This is a genomic window from Nocardioides sp. R-C-SC26 (genome assembly GCF_021246465.1).
Taxonomy (GTDB): domain Bacteria; phylum Actinomycetota; class Actinomycetes; order Propionibacteriales; family Nocardioidaceae; genus Nocardioides.
The window spans coordinates 1-14,571 of record NZ_JAHRHK010000024.1 but is presented as its reverse complement, the minus strand read 5'-3'; the positions used below and the strand labels follow the sequence as shown (position 1 = coordinate 14,571).

The 14,571-nt window shown below is 70.3% G+C and carries 13 protein-coding genes; 5 read left to right on the top strand and 8 right to left on the bottom strand.

Translation table 11 applies throughout. The annotated features are described in order from the left end of the window. Positions 1-77 precede the first annotated feature (77 nt). A complete protein-coding gene (gene zwf / locus KSO97_RS16360; protein WP_232680772.1) occupies positions 78-1,541 on the top strand; it encodes a glucose-6-phosphate dehydrogenase in 1,464 nt (487 codons plus the stop codon). Between the two features lie 3 nt (positions 1,542-1,544). On the opposite strand, the gene KSO97_RS16355 is transcribed toward zwf, so the two are convergent. From KSO97_RS16355 to groES, 3 genes are all read right to left on the bottom strand, one after another. After that, positions 1,545-2,420 carry a GNAT family N-acetyltransferase gene (locus tag KSO97_RS16355; RefSeq protein WP_232680770.1) on the bottom strand — a complete coding sequence of 292 codons (876 nt, stop codon included), beginning with the start codon at positions 2,418-2,420 and terminating at the stop codon, positions 1,545-1,547. A 168-nt stretch (positions 2,421-2,588) separates the two neighbouring features. Continuing rightward, positions 2,589-4,208: a chaperonin GroEL gene (groL, locus tag KSO97_RS16350; protein ID WP_232680768.1), complete on the bottom strand. Its 1,620-nt coding sequence runs from the start codon at positions 4,206-4,208 to the stop codon at positions 2,589-2,591. A 200-nt stretch (positions 4,209-4,408) separates the two neighbouring features. Continuing rightward, positions 4,409-4,702 (bottom strand): co-chaperone GroES, encoded by a 294-nt coding sequence (gene groES / locus KSO97_RS16345; RefSeq protein WP_232680766.1) that lies wholly within the window; start codon positions 4,700-4,702, stop codon positions 4,409-4,411. Between the two features lie 210 nt (positions 4,703-4,912). Between groES and KSO97_RS16340 the strand changes: the two genes are divergently transcribed. After that, entirely contained in the window at positions 4,913-6,130 is a 1,218-nt protein-coding gene (locus KSO97_RS16340; RefSeq protein ID WP_232680764.1) for a class I SAM-dependent methyltransferase, read from the top strand. Positions 6,131-6,242: 112 nt separating this feature from the next. Here the strand turns inward: KSO97_RS16340 and KSO97_RS16335 are convergent, their stop codons facing one another. After that, positions 6,243-7,112, bottom strand: a complete 870-nt coding sequence (locus tag KSO97_RS16335) for an oxygenase MpaB family protein (RefSeq protein ID WP_232680763.1) — start codon at positions 7,110-7,112, stop codon at positions 6,243-6,245. A gap of 81 nt (positions 7,113-7,193) precedes the next feature. Here KSO97_RS16335 and KSO97_RS16330 point away from each other — a divergent pair, with 81 nt between their 5' ends. After that, positions 7,194-9,341 carry an MMPL family transporter gene (locus KSO97_RS16330; protein WP_232680761.1) on the top strand — a complete coding sequence of 716 codons (2,148 nt, stop codon included), beginning with the start codon at positions 7,194-7,196 and terminating at the stop codon, positions 9,339-9,341. A gap of 1 nt (position 9,342) precedes the next feature. On the opposite strand, the gene KSO97_RS16325 is transcribed toward KSO97_RS16330, so the two are convergent. The 3 genes from KSO97_RS16325 to KSO97_RS16315 form a co-directional block, all read right to left on the bottom strand. After that, positions 9,343-10,014: a Type 1 glutamine amidotransferase-like domain-containing protein gene (locus KSO97_RS16325; RefSeq protein WP_232680759.1), complete on the bottom strand. Its 672-nt coding sequence runs from the start codon at positions 10,012-10,014 to the stop codon at positions 9,343-9,345. 295 nt (positions 10,015-10,309) lie between these two features. Next, complete coding sequence (locus tag KSO97_RS16320) at positions 10,310-10,939, bottom strand: MBL fold metallo-hydrolase (RefSeq protein WP_232680757.1); 630 nt, start codon at positions 10,937-10,939, stop codon at positions 10,310-10,312. Then, the gene (locus KSO97_RS16315; RefSeq protein WP_232680755.1) at positions 10,939-12,039 is read right to left on the bottom strand and encodes an S-(hydroxymethyl)mycothiol dehydrogenase; all 1,101 of its coding nucleotides are present in this window, start codon (positions 12,037-12,039) and stop codon (positions 10,939-10,941) included. The genes KSO97_RS16320 and KSO97_RS16315 overlap by 1 nt, the downstream gene beginning before the upstream one ends. A gap of 214 nt (positions 12,040-12,253) precedes the next feature. Between KSO97_RS16315 and KSO97_RS16310 the strand changes: the two genes are divergently transcribed. Continuing rightward, positions 12,254-12,805, top strand: coding sequence for a SigE family RNA polymerase sigma factor (locus KSO97_RS16310; RefSeq protein ID WP_232680753.1), 552 nt, complete (start codon positions 12,254-12,256; stop codon positions 12,803-12,805). After that, positions 12,805-13,998, top strand: a complete 1,194-nt coding sequence (locus tag KSO97_RS16305; RefSeq protein WP_232680751.1) for a hypothetical protein — start codon at positions 12,805-12,807, stop codon at positions 13,996-13,998. Before KSO97_RS16310 ends, KSO97_RS16305 begins: the two co-directional genes overlap by 1 nt. 9 nt (positions 13,999-14,007) lie before the next feature. Here the strand turns inward: KSO97_RS16305 and KSO97_RS16300 are convergent. Then, on the bottom strand, positions 14,008-14,571 hold a 564-nt coding region (locus KSO97_RS16300; RefSeq protein WP_232680749.1), incomplete at its 5' end, for a hypothetical protein.

Here is a 14,571-nt window from a genome sequence, read left to right as displayed (position 1 = left end):
CGAGTCTACGGTCCACGACACGGTGCTCCCGCCCACGGGTGAGGTCTGCGTTGGGTCGCGTTCGACACAGTAGAGACATGCGCACGTCCTCCGACGCCACCTCGACAGCCGTCTCGGGCGGAACCGACCTCGCCCCGCACGTCATCGTGCTCTTCGGCGCCACCGGCGACCTCGCCGCCCGCAAGCTGTTCCCCGGCCTGTACCGCCTCGCCGCCGCAGAGCGGCTGCCTGGCGAATGGCGGATCATCGGCAGCGGGCGTCACTCCCCCGGCACGGACGCCGAGTTCCGCGAGCGCATCGGCACGGGCATGCGCGAGAGCCTCGGCGACGACGTCGACCAGGCCGTGCTCGACGACGTCCTCGCTCGCACGACCTTCCAGACCTCCAGCGCCGACGACGGGGCGGAGCTCGCAGCGGCTGTTGCCAAGGCCGAGCAGGAGATCGCGGCCGACGCCGACGTCGCCGTGGACGACGTGAGGCGGCTGCTGTTCTGCTCGATCCCGCCCGGCGCCGTGGAGAAGCTGGTGGCGATGCTCGGCCGCGAGGGCCTCGACGACCGGGCACGCCTGGTGGTGGAGAAGCCCTTCGGCACCGACCTCGCCAGTTCCCGCGCGCTGGATGCGGCGATCAAGGAGGTCTTCGACGAGGACGCCGTGTTCCGCATCGACCACTTCCTCGGCAAGGAGGCGGTGCAGAACATCTTGGCGTTGCGCTTCGCCAACGGGCTCTTCGAGCCCTCGTGGAACCGTCGGCACATCCGATCGGTGCAGATCGACGTGCCCGAGAAGCTCACCGTGACCGGCCGCGGCAGCTTCTATGACGCGACCGGGTGCCTGCGCGACATGGTCTCCACGCACCTGGCGCAGCTGCTCGCCTTCGTCGCGCTCGACGATCCCGGCTCGTTCGACGCCACGGCGATGCGCGACGCCAAGGCCGAGGTGCTGCGTGCCCTGTGCCCGATCGACCCGACCCGGGTCGTCTACGGCCAGTACGAGGGCTACCGCGACGAGGACGACGTCGCCGACGACTCGACGGTGGAGACCTTCGTGGCACTCGAACTCTTCGTGGACGACGAGCGCTGGCGCGGCGTGCCCTTCTACCTGCGCACCGGCAAGGCCTTGGCAGAAGGTCGCCGCACCATCACGTTGCGGCTTCACACGCCGTCCACCGCGCTCCTGGAGGACGGCGCCACCTCCTGCAACGAGATCGTCTTCGAGCTCTCCGACGAGCCACGCATCACCATCGACGTCCGCACCAAGCTGCCCGGCCCGGACATGGTGCTCACCCCGGCGAAATTCCATCTCGACCTCGGCGACGACGCACCCGACGCCGATCCCTTGGAGGCCTACGAGCGGCTGATGCTGGAGGTGATGGAGGGCGACCAGACCTTCTTCACGCGTGTCGACGAGGTGGACGCTCTGTGGCAACTCGTGCAGCCGCTGCTCGACGACCCGCCGCCCGTGCAGTCCTACGCGCCGGGCTCGTGGGGCCCGCAGGCGGCCCTCGACCTCCCCGACGGCGGGTGGCGGCTCAGCCGCTGAGCCTTACCGCAACTCTCGGACGGCGATCCGCACGGTCAGCGTCTCCCCCGCCATCCTGATCCGCCCGCGCATGCCGGCGGCCAGCACCATCGGCATGACGGCGCGATTGTCGTGCGCCGTGGTCAGCACGATCTCGTCGGCGCCCTGGCTCCGGGCCAGCTTGGCGACGTCACTCAGCAGGCGGGTGCCGATGCCGCGACGCTGCCAGGCGGGATCGACCTCGATGTCCACAGCCCGCGAGTCCGGCTCCGCGGCGCTCGGGGCGTGCACGATGCCCCGGCCGATCGTGACGCCGTCGGCGAGCGCCGTGACGCTGGTGGCTCCGCTGACGAACTCCGGCGATGCGCCGCTCCCCATCCGCCGGGTCGCCGACGGCGCGAACGCCGGCCGCTCGCGGCCGAGGACGTCTCCGACGAGCTCGGCCATCGCGGCGCCCCGGGCATGCTCGGTCGCGGTGAACGGCGCGAGCCGACGGATCTGCACCTGCACGTCGCCCACCTCGAGCTCCATGACGTCCTGATCCTCATCGCCCGGGTGGACGTCGGCATCGAAGAGCCGCGCGACGACGTCGGGGAACGACGAGGGTTGAGCCAGCACCGAGCGCGCCGCCCGCACGTAGCGCGTCGGCTGGTCGGCCAGCGCGTCCTCGGTGCACGACTGCGTGATGACGCCGTGGCCGCCGGAGCGTTCGAGCAGTTCGACCAGCTCGGCCTCGCCCCACGACGGCGGCGCGTTCAGCACCAGCTCGTCGGTCACGCTCTCGACCCCGGGGAACACCTGCAACCCGACGATGTTGACACCCGCCTTGCCGCACTCCTGCGCGAGCGCCGCAAGGGCACCGGGCCGGTCCGGCAGGGTCGTCCGCACACGCCACAACATGCGCTCCACGGTGCGCTCGGCGTGTTGCGCGTCCGACTCCCCCGTGTTTCGGCCGTGAAAACGATCTCCCCACCCCGAAATGACGTTGACCCGTCTTTGAACAAAGACGGGTCAACGTGGTGTCACAGGTTGACCCGTCTTTCGACAAAGACGGGTCAACCTCGGAGGTCAGTGACCGTGGCCGTGGCCGTGACCGGCCGCGGCCTCCTCCTCTTCCTCGGGCTTGTCGACGACGAGGGTCTCGGTCGTCAGCAGCATGGCCGCGATGGAGGTCGCGTTGACCAGCGCGGAGCGGGTCACCTTGACCGGGTCGAGCACGCCCTGGGCGACCAGGTCGCCGTACTCGCCGGTGGCGGCGTTGTAGCCCTGACCGACACCGAGCTCGCGCACCTTGGTGGTGACGACGTAGCCGTTCTCGCCACCGTTCTCGGCGATCCAGCGCAGCGGCTCGTCGGCGGAGCGGCGCACGATCCGCACGCCGGCGGCCTCGTCGCCGGTGAGCCCGAGGTCACCCTCGAGCACCGAGACGGCGTGGATGAGGGCCGAACCACCGCCGGGCACGATGCCCTCCTCGATCGCGGCGCGCGTCGCGGAGACGGCGTCCTCGATCCGGTGCTTCTTCTCCTTCAGCTCCACCTCGGTGGCGGCGCCGACCTTGATCACGCAGACACCGCCGGCCAGCTTGGCCAGGCGCTCCTGCAGCTTCTCGCGGTCCCAGTCGGAGTCGGTGTTCTCGATCTCGGCCTTGATCTGGTTCACCCGGCCCTCGACCTGCGCGGAGTCGCCCGCGCCGTCGACGATCGTGGTGTTGTCCTTGGTGATGACGACGCGACGCGCCTGGCCGAGGACGTCGAGACCGACCTGGTCGAGCTTGAGGCCGACCTCGGGGGCGACGACGGTGCCGCCGGTCAGGATCGCGATGTCCTGCATCATCGCCTTGCGGCGGTCGCCGAACGCCGGGCTCTTCACCGCGACGGCGTTGAAGGTGCCGCGGATCTTGTTGACCACCAGGGTCGAGAGCGCCTCGCCGTCGACGTCCTCGGCGAGGATGAACAGCGGCTTGCCGGCCTGGATGACCTTCTCCAGCAACGGCAGCAGCTCCTGGATCGAGCTGATCTTGCCCTGGTGCAGCAGGATGTAGGGGTCGTCGAGGACGGCCTCCATCCGCTCGGGGTCGGTCACGAAGTAGGCCGAGATGTAGCCCTTGTCGAACTGCATGCCCTCGGTGAACTCCAGCTCGGTGCCCATGGTGTTGGACTCCTCGACGGTGATCACGCCGTCCTTGCCGACCTTGTCGAACGCGTCGGCGAGCAGCTCGCCGATGACGCTGTCGCGGCTGGAGATCGTGGCGACCGAGGACATGTCCTCCTTGGTCTCGACCTCACGGGCGGCCTCGCGCAGCGCTTCGCCGACGGCCTCCGCGGCGGCGTCCATGCCGCGCTTGAGACCCATCGGGTTCGCACCGGCGGCGACGGCGCGCAGGCCCTCGTGGACCATCGCCTGCGCCAGCACGGTGGCGGTGGTGGTGCCGTCACCGGCGACGTCGTTCGTCTTGGTGGCGACCTCCTTGGTGAGCTGGGCACCGAGGTTCTCGAACGGGTCGTCGAGCTCGATCTCACGCGCGACGGTCACACCGTCGTTGGTGATGGTCGGCGCGCCCCACTTCTTGTCGAGGACGACGTAGCGGCCCTTGGGGCCGAGCGTCACCTTGACGGCGTTGGCGAGGGCGTCGACGCCGCGCTCCAGCGCGCGTCGGGCGTTCTCGTCGAACTCCAGGATCTTGGGCATCTGAGGATGACTCCTTCGTCGGATGTCGAACGTTGCTGAGATGCATCAGGGCACCGAGCGCGGTACGCCGGTGCCCTGATGGCTACTGCTGGTCCTGACGTGCCTGGCGCCCGGCTGGCGAGGCGCCTTCGCGAAGGCGACCTTGAAGGCGGAGCGGTCGTCGAGCGACGGCAACGCTGCCAGCCGGGATGCCAGGTGCGTCAGGAAACGACAGCCAAGACGTCGCGGGCGGACAGGATCAGGTAGTCCTGACCGGCGTACTTGACCTCGGTGCCGCCGTACTTGCTGTAGATGACCTTGTCGCCGACCGCGACGTCGAGCGGGACGCGGTTGCCGTTGTCGTCGACGCGACCCGGACCCAGCGCCAGGACCTCGCCCTCCTGGGGCTTCTCCTTGGCGGTGTCCGGGATGACCAGGCCGGAGGCGGTGGTCTGCTCGGCGTCGAGCGGCTTGACGACGATGCGGTCCTCGAGAGGCTTGATGTTGACCGACACTGTTGTCGACCTCCACTTTCGTGTACGAACTCGGGCTCACAGGAAGTGCGGCTCGATCGCAGTGCGGGACGCCGTCGCGGGGGTCGGCCCGCACGATCGAGCTGCTGGCACCCTCGGGTCGAGAGTGCCAGTGTCGAAACTAGCACTCAGTGCCAGCGAGTGCCAGCGGACCCCGGCACCACCGGACACGTCGCCTGACAGACTCCACTCGTGGACGTCGACCTGGTGCGCTGGCTGACCACCGATACCGGTCGGGCGCTCATCGCCCGGGCCGACGCCCTGACCGAGGAGGGCCGCGCACCTCTCGCCGTCCAGACCGAGCTGCGCCGCGACGCCGACGCCGCTCACGTGGCCGCGGCCCTCACCCAGAGCGGCCTGCGTCGCCGGGCCGTCGCCAAGTTCGGCGACGACGCGGCGCAGATGCTCTTCACCACCGACGCGCTCGAACAGGCCACCCGCACCACCGTCGCGCGGCACCGCGCCGCCCGGCTGGAGGCGTTCGGCACCACGACCCTGGTCGACCTCGGCTGCGGTATCGGGGGCGATCTCATCGCCGCCGCCCGCGTCGGCATCACGGCGGCCGGCGTCGACCTGGACCCGGTGCGCGTGGAGATCGCGCGCGCCAATCTGCACGCCCTCGGGCTCCCCGGCGCGGTCGCCGTCGCCGACGCCACGTCGGTCGACACGGTGCCGTTCGACGTCGCCTTCGTCGACCCGGCCCGGCGCACCAGCTCGGGCCGCACCTTCCGCACCGACGCCTGGACGCCGCCCTGGCCGTTCGTGCTCGAGCTCCTGGCCCGTGACGCCTGCGCCAAGGTCGCGCCGGGCATCCCGCGCGACCTGGTGCCCGACGGCGTCGAGGCGGAGTGGATCAGCGAGGCGGGAGAGGTCAAGGAAGCCGCCCTCTGGGCAGGCCGCCTCGCGACGACCCGACGTCGCGCGACGGTCATCCCCGCGACCGGGCCGGGCCGTGCCGACGCGGCCGGTCTCGCCACCCTGACCGACGAGGACGACCCGGGCGCGGACGACGTCGGCGTGCGGCCGATCGGCGCATTCCTCTACGAACCGGACGGCGCGGTGATCCGCGCCGGGCTCGTCACCGCGGTCGCGGCCGGCGTGGACGGCGCACTCATCGATCCCCAGATCGCCTACGTCACCTCCGACGCCGCCTTCACGACGCCCTTCGCTCGCGGGTACCGCGTCGTGGAGGAGGTGCCCTACCGGGAGAAGCAGCTCAAGGCCGCGCTGCGGGAACGCGGCATCGGCCGGCTCACCATCAAGAAGCGCGGCGTCGACGTCGTCCCGGAGCAGCTGCGCCCGCGGCTCGCCCTCCGGGGCGACGCGGAGGCGACACTCGTGCTCACCCGGGCGGCCGGCAAGGGCACCGCTCTGCTGGTGGAGCCCCTCGCCGTCACCCCCGGTGGTTGAGGAGGCCCGAGGGACGAGGGCCGTCACCCTCGGTGGGTGGGGGGGCCCGAGGGACGAGGGCCGTCACCCTCGGTGGTTGAGGAGGCCCGAGGAACGAGGGCCGTCTCGAAACTCACCCGGGCAGGACCATCGAGACCCGCCCCGCAGCGACCCGCGACCGCTCGGTGCGGATCACCAGATCGTGCAGGTCGCGGTTGTCGCCGATCCGGAGCGAGCGCGGCAGCACCGCACGAGAACGGCGCACGGCGGCGGCCGTCGCAGTGAACGCCGCTTGATGGGCGCGCGTCCACGGCAGACCGTAGAGCCGACGCACCTGATCGGGCACCATGCCGACGACGAGATGGTTGGTCACCCGGATGCCCGGCGTCATCAGGGCCGGCACGGGCATGTTCGCCGCGATCGCTCGACCGACGACGCGTGCCTCCTCGGTCAGGTGCATGCGACCGGAGGTGAACCACGCACGCATCCACTGCTCGAACGCCGCAGCTGAGGTCGGGGCGGCCGAGGCGGGCATGCCGAACAGCTCGCCGAACCTCACCCAGTCGGCCCACAGGTCGTCCTTCTCCCCCGGGCTGAGCGGGCGAACGAGCGTCTCGAACGCGACGCGGGAGGAGTCGGCCAGCATCGCCATCGTCCAGAACATCAAGTCGGGGTCGAAGGCGTCGTACCGCGTGCCCGCCGACCACTCGCCCTCGTCGCGATCGAGTTCTCCCGAGACCCTCTGGTGCATCGACAACACGGCGCGCAGCACCTTGTCGGCGTCCACCCGCGACCCGAAGTAGACGGTCTCGAACACCTGCGCCGTCCGCGCCAGCCGCTCGAAGGGGCGTTCCTTCGCGATCGTCGACTGCGACGTGCCGACGTAGGGCACCGGGTGCGTGGCCCCGATGATGAGGGCGCGCTGACCATAGGTGTGCCCGACCGCCCGGTGGGACTGCACCCACCGCAGCATCGAGCCCTCGGGGAAGTAGCCGTCACCCATGGACCCACCCTAGGCCGAGCCTCTGCTCACGCTACGAAAGTCGCTGGTTGGGTGTCGGTCGATGCCACTAGCGTCCATGCCATGTTTGCCGCGCTCGGCCGTCTGGCCTCCCGACGCCCCTGGTACGTGATCGGTGCTTGGATCATCCTCGCCGTCGTCGTCGTCGCCCTCGCTCCCAAGCTGGAGCCGACGACCGACCAGGCAGACTTCCTCCCGCGTCACTACGAGTCGATCAAGGCGTTCGAGGCGCAGGCCGAGGCCTTCCCTGACGCCAACAGCACGGTCGGCGCGATCGTCGTCTTCGACCGCACCGACGGCGGCGAGATGACCGATGCCGACCTCGCCACGGCCAACGAGATCGCGGCGGGTCTCTCGCTCGGCGACGCGCTCGACGCCGTCCAGGCACCGGTACCGGCGCAGCCCGACGTCCTGGCGATCCCGTCGGAGGACCGTTCGATCGCCTACTCGATCATCTCCCTCGCCGAGGACGCCACGGGCTACGACCCCGCCGAGTTCGACTCCATCGTCGACCTGCGGGACGACCTCGCCGCCGCCACCGACGGCACCGATCTGGAGGCGGGGGTCACCGGCGGACTCGCGCAGGGCTACGACAGCCAGGAGGCCTCCGGCGACGCGCTGGCGATCGTCGGTATCGCGACGATCGTGCTGATCGTGACGCTGCTGGCCCTGATCTTCCGCAGCGTGATCATCTGCCTGATGCCCGTCGTGATCGTCGGCATCGTCTCGAGCGTCGCGACCGGCGTCATCGCCTGGGCCAACGACATCTTCGACCTGAAGGCCAGCAGCGATGTCGAGGTCATCCTGCTCGTCGTCCTCTACGGCATCGGCACCGACTACATCCTGTTCTTCCTCTTCCGCTACCGCGAGCGTCTCCGCGAGGGCGAGCCGACCCGACCGGCGGTCGCCCATGCCCTCGAGCGCGCGGGCGAGGCCATCGCCTCCGCCGGCGGGGCGGTGATCGTGGCGTTCATGGCGCTGATCCTGAGCTCGCTGGGCATCTTCCGCTCGATCGGACCGGCGCTCGCGATCGCCGTGGCAGTCACCCTGCTGGCCGCGCTCACCCTCGTCCCGGCGGTCGCCGCCGTCCTCGGTCGCGCGCTGTTCTGGCCCTCGAAGAAGTACCTGATCGAGCCCAAGGGCGCCCGCTTCGCCGCGGTGGGGCAACGTCTCGGCCGCCGTCCGGGTCGATTCGCGCTCGCCTCCGGGGGCGTGCTGGGGCTGCTCGCGATCGCTGCGTTCTCCTTCAACCCCACCTTCGACCTCGGTGACTCCGGGCTGCCGAAGGACGTCGAGTCCGTGGTCGCGATGGATCGCTTCACCGAGGCCGTCTCGGCGGGAGCCACCGATCCGGGCTTCGTCATGCTCGTCTCACGCGGCGACGAGGCGATCACCGAGGAACAGGCCGACGAGTTCACCACCGCGCTCGGCGCTGCCGACGGTGTGAGCCGCGCGACCGTCAGCGGCTCCGGTGACGGCGGCCGAGCGTGGCAGATCACGTTCCTGCTCGACGACAACCCGGCGTCCGACGCCGGCATCCTCGCGGTGCGCGACTCGGTGCGGGACGCCGCGCACGACGCCGCACCGCAGGGCACCGACGCTCTCGTCGGCGGCACCACGTCGGTGTTCGTCGACTTCCAGGCCGCCATGAACCGCGACTACGCCGTCGTCTTCCCGGTCGCAGCCCTGGTGATCATGGTGATCCTCGCGCTGCTGCTACGCAGCCTGGTCGCACCCATCTACCTGATGGTCTCGGTCGGCCTGGGCTTCGGTGCGACGCTGGGCGCCACGGCATTGGTGTTCCAGAACATCAAGGGCGACGACGGACTGATCTTCCTGCTGCCGATCTACATCTACTTGTTCGTGGTGGCGCTGGGCACCGACTACAACATCTTGATGGTCGCGCGGCTGCGCGAGGAGGCCCGCGAGGGCAAGGACCCGCACGAGGCGGCGGCGCTCGCCGTGAGGCATGCCGGTCCGACGATCGCGGCCGCGGGCGTCATCCTCGCCGGCACCTTCGCCTCCCTGATGCTCGGCGGCAACTCGCTGCTGGTCTCGATGGGCTTCGCACTCAGCCTGGGAATCCTGGTCGCGGCGTTCGTGATGTCGATGTTCTTCACGCCCGCGATCACCGCGATGCTCGGCCACACCGCTTGGTGGCCGGGCCATCAGGACGAGAAGCGCCCCGAGCCTGCCGAGGCGACGTCCTGAGTCAGGAACCCATCAGCATCCATCGGCCCTCCGATACGACCTCGACCACGTCGTCGACGACGGCGATGGCGGTCTGGTCGTCGATGACGTAGGCGGGACACGAGATGCCGGTCGCCCACTCCTCGGCCTCGGCCAGGGAGTTCCCGGACTGCCCGTCGAGCGCCAGGTGCGGGCAGATCGAGAAATCGACGAGCCCGAGTGTGTCGGTCCTTCCTGACGCAGGACGCCACTGGATGAACTCCTCACCGACCTCCGGGGTCAGCACCATGCTGCCGGCACTGAAACCCACCCAGACCGTGTCGACCAGGGTAGGGAGGAGGTCGACGAGGCCGGACTCCCTCATCCAGTGCGCGAGGTAGAGGACGTCGCCGCCCGCGACCAGCAGGACATCGGCGTCCCGGACGACGGGGACCCACTGTTCCGCGTCGATGCTCGGCAGCGCCGCCAGCTCCAGGACGCCGACCGACCGCCAGCCCAGGTCGACCATCGGGTTCTCGGAGTTGCCGCTGATGAACTGCCACGCCCTCTCGCCGGGACCGACCCACGGATGGCCGTACTGGGCGGTGGGGATGCAGAGGGCGTCGCACTCGTCGATCGGCTTGCCGAGCATCGCCTCGAGCGACCCGCGGATGCTCGGGTTGGTCACACCTCCGGAGGTCAGTAGGAGCTTCACGTTCCCACTCTGTCCCACGGACGTCCTCAGCACGAGGACGCACCGGCGGAGTGGTCGAACTGGTCCGTTTCGGGCCGCGTATCCGGGCGCGGTCACCACGATCCGTACCCGGATCCGACGCTGCTCCGCCCCGAGCCCGGCACGGCCGGAGCCCCTCGGCCTGAGTCCAGCCCGCGTCGCCCGAGGACCGGATACACGAAACTCCCGGATTCCGGGCCCATCGGGGCTCGCATCCGGGAGTTTCGCCTGTGCCTGGAGGAGATTCACCGGGTAGCCGGGGGAACTCCTCCAGGTGTCAGCGCCCCAGCGCGGCCAGTTCCGCACCGATCGTCGTGTCGTCACCGTGCCCGGTGTGCACGACGGTGCTCTCGGGGAGTTCGAAGAGACGGGCTCGGATCGACGCCTCGATCGTGGGCCGGTCGCTGAAGGAGCGTCCGGTGGCACCGGGCCCACCGTGGAAGAGCGTGTCGCCGGTGAAGACACAGCCCAGGTCGGGGGCATAGAGGCAGACGGCGCCCGGCGCGTGTCCGGGCGTGTGGATGACCTCGAGGGCGATGCCGCCGACCTCGATCCGCTGCCCGTCGGCCAGGTCGACGTCCCAGAGGTAGTCGGTGTGGGTGAGCTCCCACAGCGGCTTGTCGTCGGGATGCAGCAGGATCGGCGCGCCCGCCTCGCTGTTGACCGCCTCGCGCAGCGCCGGCGCGACCCGGCAGTGGTCGTCGTGGGCGTGGGTGAGCACGATCGCCTTCACGGTCCGCTCGCCCACCAGCTCGATGATGTCCTCGACCGAGTGCGGCGCGTCGATCACCACGCACTCGTCGTCGTCGCCGACGACCCAGAGGTTGTTGTCGACCTGGTGCGTCTCGCCGTCCAGGCTGAACGTGCCCGAGGAGATGGCGTGGTCGATTCGTGCAGGCCCGGCCATCAGAGCACCACCACCGAGCGAAGCACGCCACCGTGGTGCATCTTCTCGAACGCGGCCTCCACGTCGTCGATGCCGATCTCCTCGGTCACGAACGCATCCAGGTCGAGTCGTCCCTGGCGGTAGAGGTCCACCAGCATCGGGAAGTCGCGATCGGGCAGGCAGTCGCCGTACCAGCTCGACTTGAGCGCTCCCCCGCGCCCGAAGACGTCGATCAGCGGCAGGTCGGGCACCTTCATGTCCGGCGTCGGCACCCCCACGAGGACGACGGTGCCGGCGAGATCGCGGGCGTAGAACGCCTGCTTCCAGGTCTCGGGCCGACCGACGGCCTCGACGACGATGTCGGCACCGTCCGCGCCGTCGTAGGTCTCCGCGCAGATCCGCTTGATCTCCTCGACCGGGTCCAGTTGCGAGGAGTCCACGGTGTGGGTGGCGCCCATGCCCCGGGCCGCCTCGAGCTTCTGAGCGTCGATGTCGACGGCGATGATCGGGCTCGATCCGGCCAGCGCGGCACCCGCGATCGCCGCGACGCCGACCCCGCCGCACCCGATCACGGCCACCGACTTGCCTCGGCTGGCGCCCCCGGTGTTGATCGCGGCGCCGAGGCCGGCCATCACGCCGCAGCCGAGCAGGCCCACGGCCGCCGGTCGAGCCTCGGGGTCGACCTTGGTGCACTGCCCCGCGGCCACCAGCGTCTTCTCGGCGAAGGCCCCGATCCCGAGCGCGGGCGAGAGCTCGGTGCCGTCCTCCAACGTCATCTTCTGCGTCGCGTTGTGGGTCGCGAAGCAGTACTGCAGGTCCCCGCGCTTGCAGGCGCGGCACTGGCCGCACACCGCGCGCCAGTTGAGGATCACGAAGTCGCCGGGCGCCACCGAGGTCACATCCGCTCCGACGGCCTCCACGACACCGGCTGCCTCGTGCCCGAGCAGGAACGGGAACTCGTCGTTGATGCCGCCCTCCCGGTAGTGCAGGTCGGTGTGGCAGACCCCGCACGCCTGGATCTTCACCACAGCCTCGCCCGGACCGGGGTCCGGCACGTTGATCGTGACCAACTCGACCGGCGCTCCCTTGGCCTTCGCGACGACGGCCTTGACCTGCTGCATGTGTCCTCCCACGGTCGGTGCGGACTCGCCGTGAGTCCCGCGTCACATGCCACCGTAGGGGCGGGGGCCAGCCGGCGGGGAGGGGAGCCCCTCCTACGGACGAGCACGACTCGCGCCGTTGCAACCTTTCGGGGGCCACCCGCGTCCTGGGGATGTGAACGACGCACCGACGATGCAACGGGGCCAGCCACCCGGCAGGCGCCACACTGAGCCGATGGGCGCAGTCACGGGTCGAGGCACGCGCGCGGAGCGGCGTGACGCCGACTTCACCGACTACCTCACCGCACGCCAGCCGGCACTGCTGCGGACCGCCTACCTGCTGACCGGCGATCGCCACCAGGCCGAGGACATCCTGCAGACCTCGCTCGCCAAGCTCTACCTGGCGTGGGACAAGGTCGCCGACCGCAATGCCACCGATGCCTACGTGCGCCGGATCATGGTCAACGAGATCAACTCCCTGTGGCGGCGTCCGTGGAAACGTCGCGAGCACAGCACCGACGTCATCCCCGAGGGGGAGCCGCACCCCGACGCCCATGTCGACGCCAGCCGTCGCGAACGCGACGGCGCCCTGTGGGAGATCGTCCAGTCGCTTCCGCCCAAGGCCCGCGCGGTCGTCGTGCTGCGCTACTACGAGCAGATGTCGGAGGCCGAGACCGCCGACGCGCTCGGCATCTCCGTCGGCACTGTGAAGTCCCAGTGCAGCCGCGCCATCGCGGCCCTGCGCGACCGGGTGCCCGCCGATCTCCACCCCGGACAGGAGTCCTGATGAACCGCCCGACCGGCCCCGACGGCTCCGAGTGGGAGCACGCCATGAGTGACACCTTCGACCGCCGTGTGCGCGACCTGCGCGAGTCCCCGTTGAGCTTCGACGCCGTGACCACCACGGCCCGCCGCATCCGACGTCGTCGCCAGGCCGCCGTGGCCGGCGGCGTGATCGCGGTGGCGGCCGCGATCACCCCCGTGGCGCTGATCGCCGTCGACCGCGACGACGCCAGGTCCGGAGAGCTCCCTCCCGCCACGACGACGCCCGAGGTCGACCGGCCCGACAGCGGCATCGACGTCGGCGTACCGCTGATCGAGGGCGACACCCTCACCGTCGACGGCACCGCCTACGACCTGCCCTCGGTGAGCTACCGCGCGGCTGCCTTGCTGGGCGACCGGATCCTGGCCTATCGCACGGTCCGCGAGGGGCCGAACCAGGGCGACGGCGTCGTCGAGGTGATCGAGGACGGCATCGTGACCGACGCCTGGCAGAAGACGACGCCGATGATCGTGTCGGACTCGGGTCAGACGGTCGCGTTCCGCATGGCCGACGGCGAGCTCATGACCGTGTGGGACGACGACCAGGTCGGCATGGGCAGCGACTTCCCGCCCGACGCGTTCCCTGTGGCCATCACCGGCGGACCGAACTGCTACGAGGTCGCCGACGGCTGCACGGTCGTCTTCACCGACCCCGGCGCGGGCGTCTTCACGGCCGACTCGCACGGCATCACCGACACCTTCGCCGGCGACGCACTCGCCGCGCGCGACGCCTGGTCCTCCGACGACGGTGCCCGCGGTCTGGTCACGGTGCTCCGACAGTCCGGAACCGCAGGAGCGGCCTGCAGCGGCATCTGGGACGTCCGTGCGAACGAGTACGCGTTCACGACCTGCGACTACGTCGTGGAGTCGATCGCGCCGGATGGCAGGCACGTGATCGCCACCGATCTCTACGCCGACGGCCCCGGACCGACCTGGTTCGCGGTCCTCGACCTGAAGGGCAACGAGGTGGCGCGGTACGCACCGGAAAGCGGCTTCGTCGGGAGGACGGTGTGGGAGGACCCCGCGAACATCGTGGCCAGCGTCTTCGACGGCGCGCGGTGGCACCTGATCCGGCAGCCCATCGACAGCGGGAGCCTGGAGGAGATCACCAGCTCCGACGACGGCGACGAGATCGACGCGGCGTACTACCCGCAGTAGCGAGAACGTTCACTCCGCGACGCTGCGGCCACGCCAGATCACGGAGGCCATCGCTGAGCCGATGATCTCCTCGGTCTGCGCGCGCAGGTTGGGCGTCAGGCTGACGGTGACCGTGACGTCGTCGTTGCCGTCGCTGCCGCCGTAACCGGCGAACACGTGCCGCACCCTCTCGGAGTCCTCGCGCACGACGACGTGGATCATCGGTACGCCGTCGACCACGACGTCGTCCAGCCGGCGACCGCCCGCCATCGATCCGACGTCCAGCGTCGTCTCGGCCAGGTCGTCCAGCGAGGTGCCCAGGCCCAGCGACGGCAGCTGGGAGATCGAGATCGAGGACGCGCCGTAGCCTCCGCTCACGAAGAACTCCGTCCGCGTGCGGGAGTACTCCCATCCGGCGGGAAGACGCAGGCTGATGCCGGGCAGGCGCAGCGCAGGGCCCGTGGCCGGCTCGACGTCGTCGAAGTCGCCGGCAGTCTCGGTCGGCGACTCCGACGGGTCCGAGGGGTTGTCGGTGATCGCCGAGTCACTCGCCCCCGGCGTCGAGGCTCCCGCGGGTGACGGTTCGTCGTCGAC